This is a genomic window from Micromonospora sp. SL1-18 (assembly GCF_047921505.1).
Taxonomy (GTDB): domain Bacteria; phylum Actinomycetota; class Actinomycetes; order Mycobacteriales; family Micromonosporaceae; genus Micromonospora.
Genome location: NZ_JBLROA010000014.1, coordinates 71822 through 87179, shown reverse-complemented (window position 1 = coordinate 87179; position 15358 = coordinate 71822). Strand labels below are relative to the sequence as shown.

Sequence of the window (15358 nt, the reverse complement as noted above, 5' to 3'; positions counted from 1 at the left end):
GCGGTGGCTGGGGTATCAGCCGGGCATGGCCGGACTGGACGCGCTGGTGGTGGGGCAGGTGTGTCGGGACCTCGTCCTGCTGGTGGACGAGGTGCCCGGCCCGTCCCGTACGGCCTCGGTGCGCCGCCGGCGGGAGCTGCTCGGGGGCAAGGGGGCCAACCAGGCCGTCGGGCTCGCCCAGCTCGGCGTCCGGCCCGGGCTGCTCGGCGTGGTCGGCGAGGACGAAGTCGGCGACCGGCTGTTGGGCCAGGCCCGCAGTGACGGGATCGATGTCGCGCCGGTGCTGCGCCGGGCCGACACCCCCAGCGCGCTGATCGTCGACGTGGTGGACGCCCAGGCCCACTGGCGCTACCTGGAGGACATCCCCGAGGCGACCCTGCTGACCGAGGCGGACGTGGCCGGTGCGGCGGAGGCGTTGACGGCGGCCCGCGCCGTGCTCGTGCAGCTCCAGCAGCCGCTGCCGGCGGCGCTCGCGGCGGCCCGGTGCGCCCGCACGGCCGACCGTCTCGTGGTGCTGGACGGCGCGCCGGGCGACCCAGCCGGCGGGACGGAGCTGCTCGCCCTGGCCGACGTGCTGCGCGCCGACGCGCGGGAGGCCGGGCTGATCGTGGGCGATCCGCCAGCGGATCCCGAGGCGGGGCTGCGGGCCGGCCGGAAGCTGCTCGCCCGGGGGCCGTCGCTGGCCGCGGTCGAGGTGGCGGGGGAGGGGAACGCCTTCGTCTGGCCGGACGGGGAAGTCTTCGTGCCGCTCAGTGACACGCCCACGGTGGACACCACCGGCGCGGGGGACGCCTTCGTCGCGGCGCTCACCGTCGGGCTGCTCCGCGGCGAGCCGTACGAGCAGGTCGCCCGGTACGCGGTCGCGGCAGCTGGCGCGACGGTGGGTCACGCCGGCGGCCGCCCCGCCCTCACCCCCGAGGCGATAGACGCGCAACTGGCCCGCCTCCCCGCCGCCTGATCCGATGGACAACCGTCGCTGCGGCCTCCGGCGCCGGCCTTGCTGCCGGCACGGGCAGGACATGCCTCGCGCGTCCTTTCGAGCTGAGTCGTTGGTGATGTCAACCGCTGCCCGGCGCCGGCGGGTCCCCCGCTGGTGTGCGGCAGGGGCCGTCGTGGTCGTCCGGTAGCGGGCAGCGGGCGCTGTCGGGCAGCCGGGCGTCGCACCAGACCCGGGTACGCACGAACTGACGGTCCTCCTCGCTGAGCATGGTCTCGCCAAAGTCGATGGCCGCGACGTGCTGCAGTGAGTCCCGAACCGCGACGGCCAGGTCGGTGGCGTCGGCCAACCGGGTCAGCGAGGTGGGCAGGTGGACGAGCCACCGCGGCTCGCTCATCGCTGCCACCGGCTGATCATCGGCCCGGGCCGTCCGCTCGGCGACCAGAACGGCGACCTGGTGCTCGGTGCTATACCGATATCGCTGCTGATGTCGGCTCGAAAGTCGACTCTGGGGAGTACCTGCCTGGGGCCAAGCTGCCCTCGTACGTTCAACTCGCTGCGGCAGCGTTAAGTATCGATGACCGATGTTCCCCGTACGCTGGGTGACCGTGGACCGCATCATCTTCGGACGGCCGCTACGCAGCGTCGCCTTCGACGTGGCCGTCTCCGGGCTGGTGGCGCTCTTCGCCGTCGCCGGGGTGGTCGCTCAGCCCGGTGGTTGGAAGGCCACCCTGGTCGGGATCGGGATGGCGGTGGCCCTGCTGTTCCGGCGTACCCACCCGTCGGCGGTGGCGGCGGTGGTCGGTGCCCTCGCGCTGTCCCAGGTGATCGTGGGCTGGGGGCCGCTGGGCCACGACGTGGCCGTGCTGGTCGCCCTCTACAGCGTGGTCAAGTACGCCGACCGGCTCCGTGACGGGGTGATCGTCGGGCTGGTGGCCGCGGTCGGCGTGGTGCTGGCCGCACTGCAGGTGCGCGGCCCGGCCGCGTGGTGGGCCAGCGCCATCTACTTCGGGCTGGTCACCGGCGCGGTGTGGCTGATGGGGCTGAACGTGCGGACCCGCCGGCTCTACGTGCTGAGCCTGGAGGAACGGGCGAGCACGCTGGAACGCGAGCGGGAGGCGGAGGCCCGGGCGGCGGTGGCCGAGGAGCGGACCCGAATCGCCCGCGAGCTGCACGACGTGGTCGCGCACAGCATGGCGGTGATGATCGTGCAGGCCGATGGGGTTCGGCTCACCATCGACCGCGACCCGGCCACCGCCCGTGAGGCGGCCAAGGTGGTGGCGGACACCGGCCGGCAGGCGCTGGAGGAGATGCGCCGGCTGGTGGGCGTACTGCGGGAGCCGAGCCGGCCGGAACCGGTGGCCGCGCCGGGAGCGGCGGCCGCGCCCGACGGCGGCCTCTCCGCAGAGCCGACGCACCGCCGGCCGGCGTTGGTGGAGCTGCCCGCCCTGCTGGACCGCTTCCGCGCCGCGGGCCTGCGGGTCAGCTACGGCGCCACCGGCGAACCGATGCCCCTGCCGCCAGGCCTGGAGTTGACCGTGTACCGGGTTGTGCAGGAGTCGATGACCAACGTGCTCAAGCACGCCGGGGTGGGCGCGTCGGTGGAGCTGAGCCTGGACTGGTCCCCGACCACCGTCGTGGTCCGGGCGGTGGACGACGGGCGCGGCCGGCCGTTGGTCCGACCGGCGCCATCTGGCGGGCACGGCCTGCTCGGCATGCGCGAGCGGGTCGGAGTGTACGACGGCAGCCTCACCGCCGGCCCCAAGCTGGCCGGGGGCTGGCGGGTCGAGGTGCGGCTGCCGCTACCGGGGGCCCCGGCCGCCGAGGAAGGGGAGGCAGCATTACCGTCCGCGTGGTGATCGTCGACGGCCAGACGCTGGTCCGCGCCGAGGGTCAGCCGCCTACGCCGGGCGGCTGGCCCCCGCCGGTGCCCGGCGGGACGCTCGGCGTGGCGTCCGTGGGTGCCGAGTTGCTCGGCGCCGGGGAAGCGTCGCTCGGCGCCGCCGTCGGCTCCGTCGGGTCGGTCGATGGTTCCTCTGAGGGCAACGGTTCGGTGGACGCGCTCGGGGACTCGGTCGGGGTCGGCGTCGGGGTGGCCGCCTCCGACGGACGGTTGCCCGGGTCCGGCCGGTACGGCCGATCGCTCTTTTCGGCGGAAGTCGTCTCGGGGGCGGCCGGTGCGTCGTCGCTGGGGGCGAAGGACGGCGGGGTGGACGGGATCGTGGTTGTCGGCTCGTCGGTTCCCCTGGAGGCACCCAACGCCGCGCCGAGCGCGCCCAGCGCCACGAGCACCGCGGCGAGCGCGACGAGGGTCCCTCGCCGGCGTGCGCGGCCCGGAGGCACCGGTGACGCCGGCACGACGGGAAGATCGTCCCTGGTGTCCGCCAGGCCGGCCGGGCTTCGCAGCTGGACCGGCGCCACCGAGGTCGGCGACTCGGAGATCGCCTCCAGGGCGGCGGTGGCCATCGCGGTACCGCTGGCGAAGCGCTCGTCGGGGTCCTTCGCCAAGGCCCGGGCGACGAGGTCGCGGACCGGCTGTGGGATGTCCGCCGGCAACTCCGGCGGCTCGTCGTCCAGGTGGCGCACGGCCACCTGGAGCGGATTGTCGCCGGTGAAGGGCGGGCTGCCGGTGAGGCAGCAGTAGGCCACCGCGCCGAGCGCGTAGACATCGGTGGCGCCGGACACGGGGCGACCAGCGGCCTGCTCGGGGGCCATGTAGAGGGCGGTGCCGGGCACGGCGTTCGTGCTGGTGATGCTGGTCATGTTGGTCGACCGGGCCACCCCGAAGTCGACCAGCACCACGGCGCCGTTCTCCTGCACCAGCAGGTTGCTCGGCTTCACGTCCCGGTGGACGATGCCCCGGGCGTGCGCGGCGTGCAGGGCCTGGGCGACCTGCGCCACGATCGACATCGTCTCGCCGACCTCGAGCTGGCCGGCCGCCTCGATCCGCCGGGACAGCGGCTCGCCCTCGACGAACTCCATGACCAGGTAGTCGGCCCGGCCGCCGTCGGGCAGATCGTCCTCGCCGCAGTCGAAGACCTGCACGACGCCCGGGTGGCGCAGCGCCGCCATGATCTGCGCCTCGGCGCGGAAGCGGGCGATGAAATCGGGATCGGAAACCAGCGCGGGCAGCAGGATCTTCACCGCGACCTGGCGGCCCAGTACCAGGTCCGTGGCACGCCAGACATCGCCCATGCCGCCCGTGGCGACACGGTCGTCCAGGCGGTATCGGCCGCCGAGTGCGACTCCCGAAGACAACACCCCCATACCGTACCCAGAGCAGTCGCGAAGTATTTCTCGCGATCTCCCGTGTTGGTCGGTCGGCAAGTTCGACCGACCCGCCGAGGGTCGAGAAAACTCCGTGGTCGGCTGACGGTGACGACTCGGGTACGATCGGCCAGGAGGGCCCCGGCCACGGTGGATGCCTGCTGCGAAGCCGCGTTCACCCGAGTGCCCCCGGGCGCAGCGTGCGGGTCCTGATGTTCGTTACGCCGACACGCGGTTGTCGCCCGGCGACAAATCTCACCTTTCTCCGGCGGGCCGTCGGGTTGTCCGCCCCGTCGGTCCGCTCCTACCGTTAGCCCGGCTCCAAGTCGCCCCATGACGCGGGTACGGTGTGATCCGCCGACGGCCGTACTTCGCGGCAGTTGTCCATACGCGTCCGCACGCCCCGTGTCGCGAGCGCCGACCAGGTCAACGGGGGGCTGATGGTGCGGGTGGTGGTCGGGTCACCCGACCGGTCGGGCGTCGGGTACGCCGGCACCGGCAGGCTCCGGCCCCGGGATTCGGCAGGGCGGAAACGGCGGGTCCATGACCGGTGAGCTGAGCGAGGCGGTCGCCTCGGCACAGGCGGGCGACGAGGAGGCGTTCCGCTTCCTCTATCGCAGCCTGCAGCCCGGCCTGCTGCGCTACCTCACCGCCCTGGTGGGCGGGGACGCCGAGGACGTCGCGTCCGAGGCCTGGCTGCAGATCTCCCGTGATCTGCCCAGCTTCACCGGCGGCGAGTTCCGGGCCTGGACAGTGACGATCGCCCGCAACCGGGCCATGGACCACCTGCGCCGGCAGCGCCGGCGACCGTCCCTGCCGGTGCCGGTGCAGGCGCTCAGCGGGCTGGCCGGCGACGCCGACACGGCCGAGCGGGCCGGCGAGACCATCGGCACCGAGACCGCGCTGGCGCTGATCGCGGCCCTGCCGCCGCGGGAGGCGGAGGCAGTCCTGTTGCGGGCCGTGATCGGGCTCGACGCCGAGACCGCCGGCCGGGTCCTCGGCCGGCGCGCCGGAGCCGTTCGTACCGCCGCGCACCGGGGCCTGCGCCGCCTCGCCGCGCTCCTGGAACGCTCCGATCTCGGACAGGCGTCCGACCGAGTCGTGGGCGTCACCCCGTCCCGCCCTCGTATCCGTCCTGGTCGGCAGTCGCCGAAGGCGGAGCCGGCCGACGGATGACCTTGAGGGGATTTTGGATGAGCTTTCGCCGGCCCGACGGGCCCGCCGACCGGGCGGAGTCCGAGCGGCTTCTCGACGCGGCCAGCGCCGGGCAGCCACCGTGGCCGAGGGACGACCCATTGGCCCACCTGCTCGCCGCGGCGGCTGCCCCGGCCAGCCCGGCTGAGCTGCCGGGTGAGGAGCAGGCGCTCGTCGCGTTCCGGGCGGCCCGGGCGAACCCGCCGGCGGCCTGGGCACGGGTGTCCTGGCGGCGACGTATCCGGGTCGGCGTGGCGGCCTGGGCGGCCGGACTCGCCGCCGTCGCCACCGCCGGCGTCGCCGTCGCCGCGGTCCACCTGGAGCGGCCCTGGGTGCCGGTGCCGTCGGCATCGACCACGTCGGGCAGCAGCGGCGCGGGTGGCCTGAGTTCGCCGACGCAGTCCGGGGCCGGGAGCCCGACCGCCGGGGCCCCGGGTGCGGTGCCGCCCGCCGCCCCCGACCCGACCGCAGCCCCCGGCCTGACCGGGACCGCCGCCCCCGGCCGGTCGGCAGCGGCCCCGAACGTTACCGGGCAGTGCCGGGCGTACCTGGCAAAGTCGGACGAGCAGCGGGCCAAGGCGCTGGAGACGCCGGGCTTCGTCGACCTGGTCACCGCAGCCGGCGGCGCCGATCAGGTCGAGGACTACTGCATCCGGCTGGTACCGGAGGCGGCTCGTAAGTCGCCGCCAAGCGCCCGATCCACCCGGCTGCCCCAGACGCCGAGCGCGGCGCCTCCGGCTGAGCTCACCGGGTCGTCCCAGCCCGCAAGCGCGTTGGTTCCGGATCGCTCCCCGTCCCCGGCCGCGAGCGCGTCGACCGACGCCGACAACGCCAAGCAGCCGAAGGCCGGCTGATCTCGGACGTAACCGGATTCCGGACAAACATTCATCTCCCGCGCGGCGCGCAGCTTCCGTCTGCTAGACAGAAGGTGGCGGGACTGTGAGTGATCAGTCGATGACGCTACGTGACCGCGACGACGCGGTGGCCGCCCGGAGAGAGGAGCGGTCTCTTGGTGATGTCGCCGGAGCTGGACCGGACCACCGTCCTACGGGGCAGGTCCGCAGCGGCCGGATACCTCGCCAGGATCTGCTTCAAGACCGGCCCACCCATCCTCACCGGTGTCGAGCTGGAATGGACGGTGCACGACGCCGCGGACCCGACCCGCCCGGTCGACCGCGAGCGGCTGCGCCGGGCGCTGGGGCGGCACAGCCCCGTCACCATCGACCCCACCAGCCCCGCCCAGAGACTCCGGCACGGTGGAGCCGTGACCGTCGAGCCGGGCGGGCAGGTGGAGATCTCCTCCGCGCCGCGACCGTCGGTCGTCGTGCTGATCCGGGCCACCGAGGCCGACGTCGCCGAACTCACCGCCGCGCTGGGCGCCGACGGTCTCGTCCTCGGCAGGACCGGGATGGATCCCTGGCGGGCTCCCCACCCGGTCGTGGAAACAGCTCGCTACCAGGCCATGCGGTGCGTCTTCGATCGGCGTGGCCCGGCGGGTCGCGCCATGATGTACAGCACCGCCGGCCTCCAGGTCTGCCTCGACGCGGGCGAACCGGAACGGTTGGCGCAGCGATGGGCGGCCGTCCACGCTGTCGGGCCGCCGCTGCTGGCCGCGTTCGCCACCGCGGACCGGCACGCCGGCCGGCGTACCGGATGGGCCTCCGCGCGGATGGCCGCCTGGCTGGCCATCGACCCGGCGCGAACCCGCCCGGTCTGGTCGCCCGCTCAGCCCGGCCGCGACCCGGTTGCCGCCTGGATCGACTACGCGCTCGCCGCACCCCTGCTCTGCGTGCGCGGCGCCGGGCCGGACTGGACCCCGCCGGCCGGCGTCACCTTCGCCGACTGGCTGGCCGGGGCGCTGGCCCGCCCGCCCACCAGCGACGACCTGGAGTACCACGTCAGCACGCTCTTCCCCCCGGTACGCCCGCGGGGCTACCTGGAAATCCGCTACCTGGACGCCCAGCCGGGCCGGGAGTGGATCGTGCCGCTCGCAGTGCTGGCCGCGCTCTTCGCCGAGCCGACCACCACCCGGGAGGCCCTTGCGGCCGCCACCCCGGTGGCTGACCGCTGGCGCGTCGCCGCCCGGTACGGGCTGGCCGACCCTCCGCTGGCTGACGCCGCGGTGGCGCTGTTCGAGCTGGCCCTGGCGGCCCTGCCCGGGCTGGGCCTGCCGACCGGGATCCACGAGGAGACGAGCCGAGGTATCCGGCGGTGCCGCGCCGCCGCGGAGAGGAGGCACCGGTGACCACGACCGAGCGGCCGGGTACGGACAGCGAGCGGCTGCGCAGCCGGATCGCGACGGAACTCGAACGCACCCGGGCCCGCACCGCCCTGCTGACCGACGCGGTGGACGACGACGAGCTGATGCGGCAACACTCCACGCTGATGTCCCCGCTGGTCTGGGACCTGGCGCACATCGGCAACCAGGAGGAACTCTGGCTGGTGCGCGACGTCGGCGGACGGGAGCCGCTGCGCCGCGACATCGACGACCTGTACGACGCGTTCAAACAGCCCCGCAAGGACCGGCCGTCGCTGCCGCTGCTGCCCCCGGCCGAGGCGCGGGCGTACGTGTGTGCCGTGCGGAACAAGGTGTACGACCTGCTCGACGGGATCCGGTTCACCAACCGGAAGCTGGTCGAGGACGGGTTCGCGTTTGGGATGATCGTGCAGCACGAGCAGCAGCACGACGAGACCATGCTCGCCACCCACCAACTGCGCGCCGGGGGGCCGGTGCTGGACGCGCCGCCGCCGCCCGAGCCGCGCGCCCGGATGGCCGGCGAGGTGCTGGTACCCGCCGGACCGTTCACCATGGGCACCTCGACCGATCCGTGGGTGCTGGACAACGAGCGTCCGGCGCACACCGTCGAGCTGCCGGCGTACGTGATCGACGCGGCGCCGGTCACCAACGGGCAGTACCGGTCCTTCATGGCCGACGGCGGGTACGACGAGCCGCGCTGGTGGAGCGCGGCGGGCTGGCGGCACCGCGTCGAGGCAGGGCTGAACGCGCCGATGCACTGGCGGCAGGACGGCGACGGCTGGGCGTACCGCCGGTTCGGCCGGTGGTCGCCGGTCCGCGACGACGAGCCGGTGGTGCACGTCTGCTGGTACGAGGCGGAGGCGTACGCGGCCTGGGCCGGCAGGCGGCTGCCCACCGAGGCGGAGTGGGAGAAGGCGGCCCGCTGGGACCCGGCGACCGGCCGGTCCCGGCGCTTTCCGTGGGGCGACGAGGACCCGACGGTCGAGCACGCCAACCTGGGCCAGCGGCACCTGTGGCCGGCGCCGGTGGGCGCATACCCGGCGGGCGCGTCGCCGCTGGGCGTGCACCAGCTCATCGGGGACGTCTGGGAGTGGACCTCGACCACCTTCCGGGGATATCCGGGCTTCGTCGCCTTCCCCTATCGGGAATACTCCGAGGTCTTCTTCGGCGACGACTACCGCGTGCTGCGCGGCGGCTCGTTCGGCACCGACCGGGCGGCCTGCCGGGGCACGTTCCGCAACTGGGACTACCCGATCCGCCGGCAGATCTTCAGCGGCTTCCGCTGCGCCCGAAACGCCCGTCCGGAGGAGGCGGCGGCATGAGTGGCGGGGCCGGCTGATGTGCCGCCACCTGGCGTACCTCGGTCCGCCGGTTCGCCTGCGTAGCCTGCTGTACGACCCGCCGTACGGGCTGCTGCGGCAGTCCTGGACGCCCCGGGACATGCGCGGCGGCGGCACGATCAACGCGGACGGTTTCGGGGTCGGCTGGTATCCGGGCGGCGGGGATCCGGTGCGCTACCGGCGCGCGCAGCCCCTGTGGAACGACACCACCCTGCCGGAACTGGCCACGGTGACGGTCGCCGGCGCGGTGCTGGCCGCCGTCCGCTCCGCCACGGTCGGCATGCCGGTGCAGGAGACGGCCGCCGCGCCGTTCGCCGAGGGACGCTGGCTGTTCAGCCACAACGGCGCGGTCCGGGGCTGGCCGGACACGATGGTGCCGCTCGCCGCCGAGCTGCCGGTCCGCGACCTGCTGACGCTGGACGCGCCGACCGACGCGGCGCTGCTCTGGGCGCTGGTCCGGCACCGGCTGCGCGCCGGCGAGGACCCGGCGCGGGCAGTGGCCGGGGTCGTCGCGGCGGTCACGGCGGCCGCCCCCCGGTCGCGGCTGAACCTGCTGCTCACCGACGGCACGACCGTGGTGGCCAGCGTGGCCGGGCATGCGCTGTCGCTGCGTCGTACCCCGGAGTCGGTGCTGCTGGCCTCGGAACCCCTCGACGACGACCCGAGCTGGCAGACGGTGCCGGACGGGCAGTTGGTGGTGGCCACCGCGACCGGGGTGCGGCTCCGAGACCTGGTGGCCGCCTGAGGCCACCTTTCCACAGGTGGGGCAGGAGTTCGGGCAACGGAAGGGAACCTCATGAGCGCGGAGCCATTGGAGATCTACCTGGAGGAGCAGGACCTGGGCCGCAGCCTGCGCGAGGACGTACGAATAGGGCTGACGGCGCGGCCGAAGTGGCTGCCGCCGAAATGGTTCTACGACGCCCGGGGCAGTGAACTCTTCGGGGAGATCACCCGGCTGCCGGAGTACTACCCGACCCGTGCCGAGCGGGCAGTGCTGGCCGAGCACGCCGACGAGATCGTCGGGCTGACCGGCGCGAAGACGCTCATCGAGCTGGGGTCCGGCTCGTCGGAGAAGACCCGGTTGCTGCTGGACGCCTTCACCCGCCACGGCGAGCTGGGTACGTTCGTGCCGCTGGACGTCTCGGTCAGCGCGCTGCGCCAGTCCACCGGGCAGATCGCCGCCGAATACCCCGGCCTGCGGGTACGCGGCATCGTCGGCGACTTCACCCGGCAGCTGGACCGGCTGCCCACCGGCGGCCGGCAGCTGGTGGTGTTCCTCGGCGGCACGATCGGCAACCTGCTCCCGGTGGAGCGGGCCGAGTTCCTCACCGCCATGCGCGCCGCCCTGGAGGCCGGCGACTGGCTGCTGATCGGCACCGACCTGGTCAAGGACCCGAAGGTGATCGTGCCCGCGTACGACGACGCGGCCGGGGTGACCGCCGACTTCAACCGCAACGTGCTTCGGGTGATCAACCGGGAGCTGGGCGCCAACTTCGACCCGGAGTCGTTCGCCCACGTGGCAATCTGGGACCCGGAGCACGAGTGGATCGAGATGCGGCTGCGCGCCGAGCGCCCGACCCGGGTGCACGTGCTGGACCTGGACGTCGAGTTCGCCGCCGGCGAGGAACTGCGGACGGAGATCTCGGCGAAGTTCCGGCCGGAGGGGATCGCGACGGAGCTGGCCGACGCCGGGTTCGAACGGCAGGCGTTCTGGACCGACCCGGACGGGCTGTTCGGCGTCACCCTCGCCTGGGCCGACTGAGCGCTTTGGGCGCGCCGCGGGCGGCGGGTGCCCCGCGACGGCCGCCGACGGCGCGATGGGCTAGGCTGGGCGGCGCGAAGGGGAGTAGCCCCCAATGTCGTGGTCGACATACTGATGCCTCCGCATCCGGCCACGCGGCCCCGGTTCCCGGGGCGGGCGAGACCTTCGACTCAGGCTGTCGCAGCCGGGTCGAGGGCACCCCGTACCTCCTCCCGGCTTGATCGGGAAGGTTCGGATGAACGGTTTCCTCGTCGCGCTGGTGGTCAGCTTCGGCGTCATCTTCGTCGCCGAGCTGGGCGACAAGTCCCAGCTCATGGCCCTGACGTTCGCCACGCGCTTCAAGACTCTGCCGGTGCTCATCGGCATCACCGTCGCCACCGCGATCGTGCACCTGGCCTCGGTGGGAATCGGGTACGGGCTGCACGCCGCGCTGCCCACCACCTGGATCTCGCTCATCGCCGGTGTGGCGTTCCTCGGCTTCGGCGCGTGGACCCTGCGCGGCGACAAGCTCACCGAGGAGGAGAAGCGCAAGGCCGAGAAGAGTAGCCGCAACGCCGTCATCGCCGTCGGTGTCGCGTTCTTCCTGGCCGAGCTGGGCGACAAGACGATGCTGGCCACCATCACCCTGGCCACCAAATACGGCTGGTTCGGCACCTGGCTCGGCTCGACGCTCGGCATGGTGGCCGCCGACGCGCTGGCGATCATGGTGGGCCGGCTGCTCGGCCGGCACCTGCCGGAGAAGGCCATCCGGTACGGCGCGGCGATCCTCTTCGCTGTCTCCGGCCTCTGGCTGATCTTCGAGGCGGTCACCCGGCTGACCTGACCCGCGCGGGTTCCGCCGCCACGGCCGGCGCAGGTCGCGGCGGCGGAACGACGGTCGACACCCGCGGAGATGATGGTGGCCGCCGCGCCTGGGTATGAACATCTCCGGGACGCTGCGGCGGTGACGATCACCGCCTAGCGTGACCCTCGAGAGGCGAACACCGGGTACGAGCGGAAGGTCCAGCGCATGAGCAGGCACGACGAGCCCAACGAGTACGGCTTCGCCGGTGACCCCACGGCTCCCGAGCCGCCGCCCGGCGGGCGCCCCGACGAGCAGGACAAGGTCGAGTGGGTCGCGGTGCCGGCCGACGACCTGATGGAGCCGTACGCCGACGCGGTGGAGGAGGAGACCGAGGAGACCGAGGAGGAGCGGGCGGCCGAACACCGGCGCTGACCGGCGTACCGGCGCGCCGGCGCGTCAGGCGGATTCCTCCTGCTGGTAGACGTCCGGCACGCCGTCGCCGTCGCTGTCCCGGCTCTCCCGTTCCGAGATCCGCCGGTAGACCCGGTTGCGCCGCACCAGCACTCCGCAGGCGAGTACGGCGGAGACCAGCGACCCGAGCAGGACGGCCACCTTGACCCGGTCGTCCTCGGGACTGCCCGCCCCGAAGGCCAGCTCGCCGATGAGCAGCGAGACGGTGAAGCCGATGCCGGCCAGCAGCGCCAGCCCGAACAGATCCGCCCAGGTGATGTCCTCGTCGAGTTCGGCCCGGGTGAACCGGGCGAGCAGGAACGTCGAGCCGAACACGCCGACGCTCTTGCCGAGCACCAGCCCGGCGACCACCGCGAGCACCACCGGGTCGGTGAGCACGCCGGCCAGGTCCACGTCGACCAGCGACACGCCGGCGGCGAAGAACGCGAAGACCGGCACCGCCAGGCCCGCCGAGACCGGGCGCCACTGGTGCTCCAGCCGCTCGGCCAGCCCCGGCCCATCGCCTCGCCCGGCCCGGACCGGCACGGTGAAGCCGAGCAGCACCCCGGCGACCGTCGCGTGCACCCCGGAGGCGTGCACGAGGCCCCAGGCGAGCACGGCGAGCGGCACAAGAGCCCACCACCAGGTCTGCCGCCGCCGCACCAGCAGGGCGAAGGCGGCGATCGGCGCGAGCGCCCCGAGCAGCGGCAGGAAGTGGAAGTCGGCGGTGTAGAAGACCGCGATGATGATGATCGCGAAGAGGTCGTCCACGACCGCGAGGGTGAGCAGGAACGCGCGCATGCCCTGTGGCAGGTGGGAGCTGACCACGGCCAACACGGCCAACGCGAACGCGATGTCGGTGGCGGTGGGGATGGCCCACCCGCGCAGCCCCGCCCCGCCGGCGGCGAGGGTCACCGCGACGTAGCACAGGGCGGGCAGCAGCATGCCACCCAGGGCGGCCACCACCGGCAGCGCGGCCCGCCGCGGATCCCGCAGGTCTCCGGCGACGAACTCGCGTTTGAGCTCCAGGCCCACCACGAAAAAGAAGATCGCCAGCAGCCCGTCGGCGGTCCAGGTGGCCAGGTTGAGGTCCAGGTGCAGCGGGGCCCCGCCGGACCACGGCACCCAGTCGGCGAGCGCGGCGTACCCGGCGCGCCAGGGTGAGTTGGTCCAGATCAGGGCGGCGACCGCGCCGAGCAGCAGCAGCCCGCCACCGACCGTCTCGGTACGCAGCACGTCGGCCAGGAAACGCGCCTCTGACCAGGAACGGCGGGAGAGCAGGCGCTCAGGGGACGTCGGGCCGCGGTCGGCCATGCGGTGTCACCTCAGGGGAGTCGGGGTTGCCGTGGACAATCGCCGACCAGACTTCCCGGCACACCGCTTTGAACCCTATCCGGTTTGGACCCTATCCGGGCCGGGGCGCTCGCAATCAACTGGGCCCAGTGGGGCGTCCGTCCCGGACGCGGCGTCCCGCCGCCGGCCTCAGCGCTGCCCGGGCAGCATCGTCAGTGACGCGCCGACACCCTTGCAGAGCGTCGCCAGCCGCTTGATCAGCTCGTCCGGGTCGGCGTACGGGTCCAGCCCGCGTACCTCCTCGGGGGTGAGCGCCGGCACGCGGACGTGCGAGATGAGCGGGTGCAGGGGGCGATGGTCCATCTCGTCGGCGCCGAACAGGTGCTCGTGCAGCTTCTCGCCCGGCCGTAGCCCGGTGTAGACGATGTCGACCGGGGTGTCCGCCTCGGCGGCGAGGCGGCGGGCGACGTCGGCGATGCGTACCGGCTCACCCATGTCCAGCACCAGCGCTTCGCCACCGCGGCCGGTGGTGGCCGCCTGGAGCACCAGGTGCACCGCCTCCTCGACGGTCATGAAATAGCGGGTCACCTCCGGGTGCGTGACGGTGATCGGCACCCCGGCCCTGATCTGTGCCTGGAACGCGGTCAGTACGGAGCCCCGACTGCTGAGCACGTTGCCGAACCGGACGCTCAGGTACGACTCGCCGAGCTGTTCGGCGTAGTGGGCGGTGAGTCGCTCGGTGATCCGTTTGGAGTAGCCGAGGACGCTGACCGGATTGGCCGCCTTGTCGGTGGAGATGTTGACGAACTGGGCGACGTCACGGCATGCCTCCAGCACGTTGAGGGTGCCCCAGATGTTGGTTTTGATCGCCTCGCCGGGATGCCGCTGGAGCATCGTGAGGTGTTTGAGGGCAGCCGCATGGAAGACCACGTCGGGCTGCCGGTCGGCAATGATCCGAGCGAGGGCCTCCGCGTCCCGGATGTCGGCCAGGATCAGCTCGGGGCCGTCCAGCAGCGCCCGGCCGTGCAGCGACATCTGGAGGGCGTGCAGCGCCGACTCGTCGCGGTCCAGCATCATCAGCTCGCCCGGCTCGCAGCGGGCGATCTGCCGGCACAGCTCCGAGCCGATCGAGCCGCCGGCCCCGGTGACCAGGACCCGGCGTCCGGCCAGGCCCTTGCGTTCCACGGTCAGCTCGGCGACCCGGTGCGCCCGGCCGAGCAGGTCGGCGATCTGCATGTCCCGGACGTCGGTGACGGTGACCGGACGGTCCAGCAGCTCGCGTACCGGGGGCAGCACCTTGAAGGCGGCGCCGGCCTGGAGGGTGCGAGCGCGCACGTCGCGCAGCAGCCCGGCGTCCGCGCCGCTCATCGAGAAGATCACCGTACGCGCCCCGTTGTCCCGCACCGCCGCACCGATCCGCTCCCGGCCACCGAGCACGGGCAGCCCGTGCAGGCGCAGTCTCCGGTTGGCGGGGTCGTCGTCGAGCAGGCCGACCGGCAGGTACCGGCTGTGCGGGTCGCCGAGGAGCGTCCGTACCAGCCGCTCGCTCGCCGCGTCGACGCCGTAGACGAGGCACCGCTCGGCGCTGCGTACCGGCCGGCGGTGCCGTTCCTGGCGCGCCCGCCACATGGCGCGACCGGCGGCCATCAGGACCAGGGCGACCGTGCCGCCCACGATGGGTGTGGTGGCGGGCACCGGATGCTGGGCGAAGGGCAGTATGCCGGCGAGCGTGGCCACCGCGGCGATCGCCGCGGTGCTGGCCAGTCGGCGGGCCTCATCGGCGCTGCCGATCGGGTGGCGTCCATGGGTCCGGAAGCGCAGCAGGATGAGCACCGCGTGGATTCCGGCGCAGGCCAGCGCCACGGTCAGCACCCGTGCGCAGTCGCCGGCCGTCAGCGCGAACTCGTAGCGGGTCCAGGCCGCCCCGAGAAATCCCCCGCACCAGGCGGCGGTGTCCAGCGTTAACAGGGAAAGGGTGGCCGCGCGGCGGGTGACCCAGTCGCGGGGTCGGGCGGCGCTTTCGGCGGTGGCTTCGCGATCCATGGTTGCCCTCTACGTTGGATCCGGAAATGGA

14 protein-coding genes are annotated in these 15358 nt (G+C 73.4%); 10 read left to right on the top strand and 4 right to left on the bottom strand.

Annotated features, from left to right (window positions below):
• Positions 1-25 precede the first annotated feature (25 nt).
• Positions 26-958 carry a PfkB family carbohydrate kinase gene (locus ACNAW0_RS09600; protein WP_416287380.1) on the top strand — a complete coding sequence of 311 codons (933 nt, stop codon included), beginning with the start codon at positions 26-28 and terminating at the stop codon, positions 956-958.
• A gap of 100 nt (positions 959-1058) precedes the next feature.
• On the opposite strand, the gene ACNAW0_RS09595 is transcribed toward ACNAW0_RS09600, so the two are convergent.
• Entirely contained in the window at positions 1059-1334 is a 276-nt protein-coding gene (locus ACNAW0_RS09595; RefSeq protein WP_416287379.1) for a hypothetical protein, read from the bottom strand.
• A 205-nt stretch (positions 1335-1539) separates the two neighbouring features.
• Here ACNAW0_RS09595 and ACNAW0_RS09590 point away from each other — a divergent pair, with 205 nt between their 5' ends.
• Positions 1540-2796, top strand: a complete 1257-nt coding sequence (locus ACNAW0_RS09590; protein ID WP_416287413.1) for a sensor histidine kinase — start codon at positions 1540-1542, stop codon at positions 2794-2796.
• Between the two features lie 34 nt (positions 2797-2830).
• Here ACNAW0_RS09590 and ACNAW0_RS09585 read toward each other — a convergent pair whose 3' ends face one another.
• Positions 2831-4204, bottom strand: coding sequence for a serine/threonine-protein kinase (locus ACNAW0_RS09585; RefSeq protein ID WP_416287378.1), 1374 nt, complete (start codon positions 4202-4204; stop codon positions 2831-2833).
• A gap of 543 nt (positions 4205-4747) precedes the next feature.
• On the opposite strand from ACNAW0_RS09585, the gene ACNAW0_RS09580 reads away from it, so the two are divergent.
• The 8 genes from ACNAW0_RS09580 to ACNAW0_RS09545 all read left to right on the top strand — a co-directional run bounded on the left by ACNAW0_RS09580 (position 4748) and on the right by ACNAW0_RS09545 (position 11973).
• A complete protein-coding gene (locus ACNAW0_RS09580; protein WP_416287377.1) occupies positions 4748-5380 on the top strand; it encodes an RNA polymerase sigma factor in 633 nt (210 codons plus the stop codon).
• A gap of 17 nt (positions 5381-5397) precedes the next feature.
• Complete coding sequence (locus ACNAW0_RS09575; RefSeq protein WP_416287376.1) at positions 5398-6252, top strand: hypothetical protein; 855 nt, start codon at positions 5398-5400, stop codon at positions 6250-6252.
• Positions 6253-6407: 155 nt separating this feature from the next.
• Complete coding sequence (gene egtA, locus ACNAW0_RS09570) at positions 6408-7643, top strand: ergothioneine biosynthesis glutamate--cysteine ligase EgtA (RefSeq protein WP_416287375.1); 1236 nt, start codon at positions 6408-6410, stop codon at positions 7641-7643.
• Positions 7640-8977 (top strand): ergothioneine biosynthesis protein EgtB, encoded by a 1338-nt coding sequence (gene egtB, locus ACNAW0_RS09565; protein ID WP_416287374.1) that lies wholly within the window; start codon positions 7640-7642, stop codon positions 8975-8977. Before egtA ends, egtB begins: the two co-directional genes overlap by 4 nt.
• A 16-nt stretch (positions 8978-8993) precedes the next feature.
• Complete coding sequence (gene egtC / locus ACNAW0_RS09560) at positions 8994-9740, top strand: ergothioneine biosynthesis protein EgtC (protein ID WP_416287373.1); 747 nt, start codon at positions 8994-8996, stop codon at positions 9738-9740.
• Between the two features lie 51 nt (positions 9741-9791).
• Positions 9792-10757 carry an L-histidine N(alpha)-methyltransferase gene (gene egtD / locus ACNAW0_RS09555; protein ID WP_416287372.1) on the top strand — a complete coding sequence of 322 codons (966 nt, stop codon included), beginning with the start codon at positions 9792-9794 and terminating at the stop codon, positions 10755-10757.
• 235 nt (positions 10758-10992) lie between these two features.
• Complete coding sequence (locus ACNAW0_RS09550; RefSeq protein ID WP_416287371.1) at positions 10993-11580, top strand: TMEM165/GDT1 family protein; 588 nt, start codon at positions 10993-10995, stop codon at positions 11578-11580.
• 186 nt (positions 11581-11766) lie between these two features.
• Positions 11767-11973, top strand: a complete 207-nt coding sequence (locus tag ACNAW0_RS09545; RefSeq protein WP_416287370.1) for a hypothetical protein — start codon at positions 11767-11769, stop codon at positions 11971-11973.
• A gap of 24 nt (positions 11974-11997) precedes the next feature.
• On the opposite strand, the gene nhaA is transcribed toward ACNAW0_RS09545, so the two are convergent.
• Both nhaA and ACNAW0_RS09535 read right to left on the bottom strand, forming a co-directional pair.
• The gene (gene nhaA, locus ACNAW0_RS09540) at positions 11998-13305 is read right to left on the bottom strand and encodes a Na+/H+ antiporter NhaA (protein ID WP_416287369.1); all 1308 of its coding nucleotides are present in this window, start codon (positions 13303-13305) and stop codon (positions 11998-12000) included.
• Between the two features lie 168 nt (positions 13306-13473).
• Entirely contained in the window at positions 13474-15327 is a 1854-nt protein-coding gene (locus ACNAW0_RS09535; protein ID WP_416287368.1) for a polysaccharide biosynthesis protein, read from the bottom strand.
• Positions 15328-15358 lie beyond the last annotated feature (31 nt).

Bases quoted from the DNA above. Each gene is read 5' to 3' on its own strand.
- ACNAW0_RS09600 (WP_416287380.1), top strand. From the start codon at position 26: ATGGCCGGACTGGACGCGCTGGTGGTGGGGCAGGTGTGTCGGGACCTC.
- ACNAW0_RS09595 (WP_416287379.1), bottom strand. From the start codon at position 1,334: ATGAGCGAGCCGCGGTGGCTCGTCCACCTGCCCACCTCGCTGACCCGG.
- ACNAW0_RS09585 (WP_416287378.1), bottom strand. From the start codon at position 4,204: ATGGGGGTGTTGTCTTCGGGAGTCGCACTCGGCGGCCGATACCGCCTG.
- ACNAW0_RS09580 (WP_416287377.1), top strand. From the start codon at position 4,748: ATGACCGGTGAGCTGAGCGAGGCGGTCGCCTCGGCACAGGCGGGCGAC.
- ACNAW0_RS09575 (WP_416287376.1), top strand. From the start codon at position 5,398: ATGAGCTTTCGCCGGCCCGACGGGCCCGCCGACCGGGCGGAGTCCGAG.
- egtC (WP_416287373.1), top strand. From the start codon at position 8,994: ATGTGCCGCCACCTGGCGTACCTCGGTCCGCCGGTTCGCCTGCGTAGC.
- egtD (WP_416287372.1), top strand. From the start codon at position 9,792: ATGAGCGCGGAGCCATTGGAGATCTACCTGGAGGAGCAGGACCTGGGC.
- ACNAW0_RS09550 (WP_416287371.1), top strand. From the start codon at position 10,993: ATGAACGGTTTCCTCGTCGCGCTGGTGGTCAGCTTCGGCGTCATCTTC.
- ACNAW0_RS09545 (WP_416287370.1), top strand. From the start codon at position 11,767: ATGAGCAGGCACGACGAGCCCAACGAGTACGGCTTCGCCGGTGACCCC.
- nhaA (WP_416287369.1), bottom strand. From the start codon at position 13,305: ATGGCCGACCGCGGCCCGACGTCCCCTGAGCGCCTGCTCTCCCGCCGT.
- ACNAW0_RS09535 (WP_416287368.1), bottom strand. From the start codon at position 15,327: ATGGATCGCGAAGCCACCGCCGAAAGCGCCGCCCGACCCCGCGACTGG.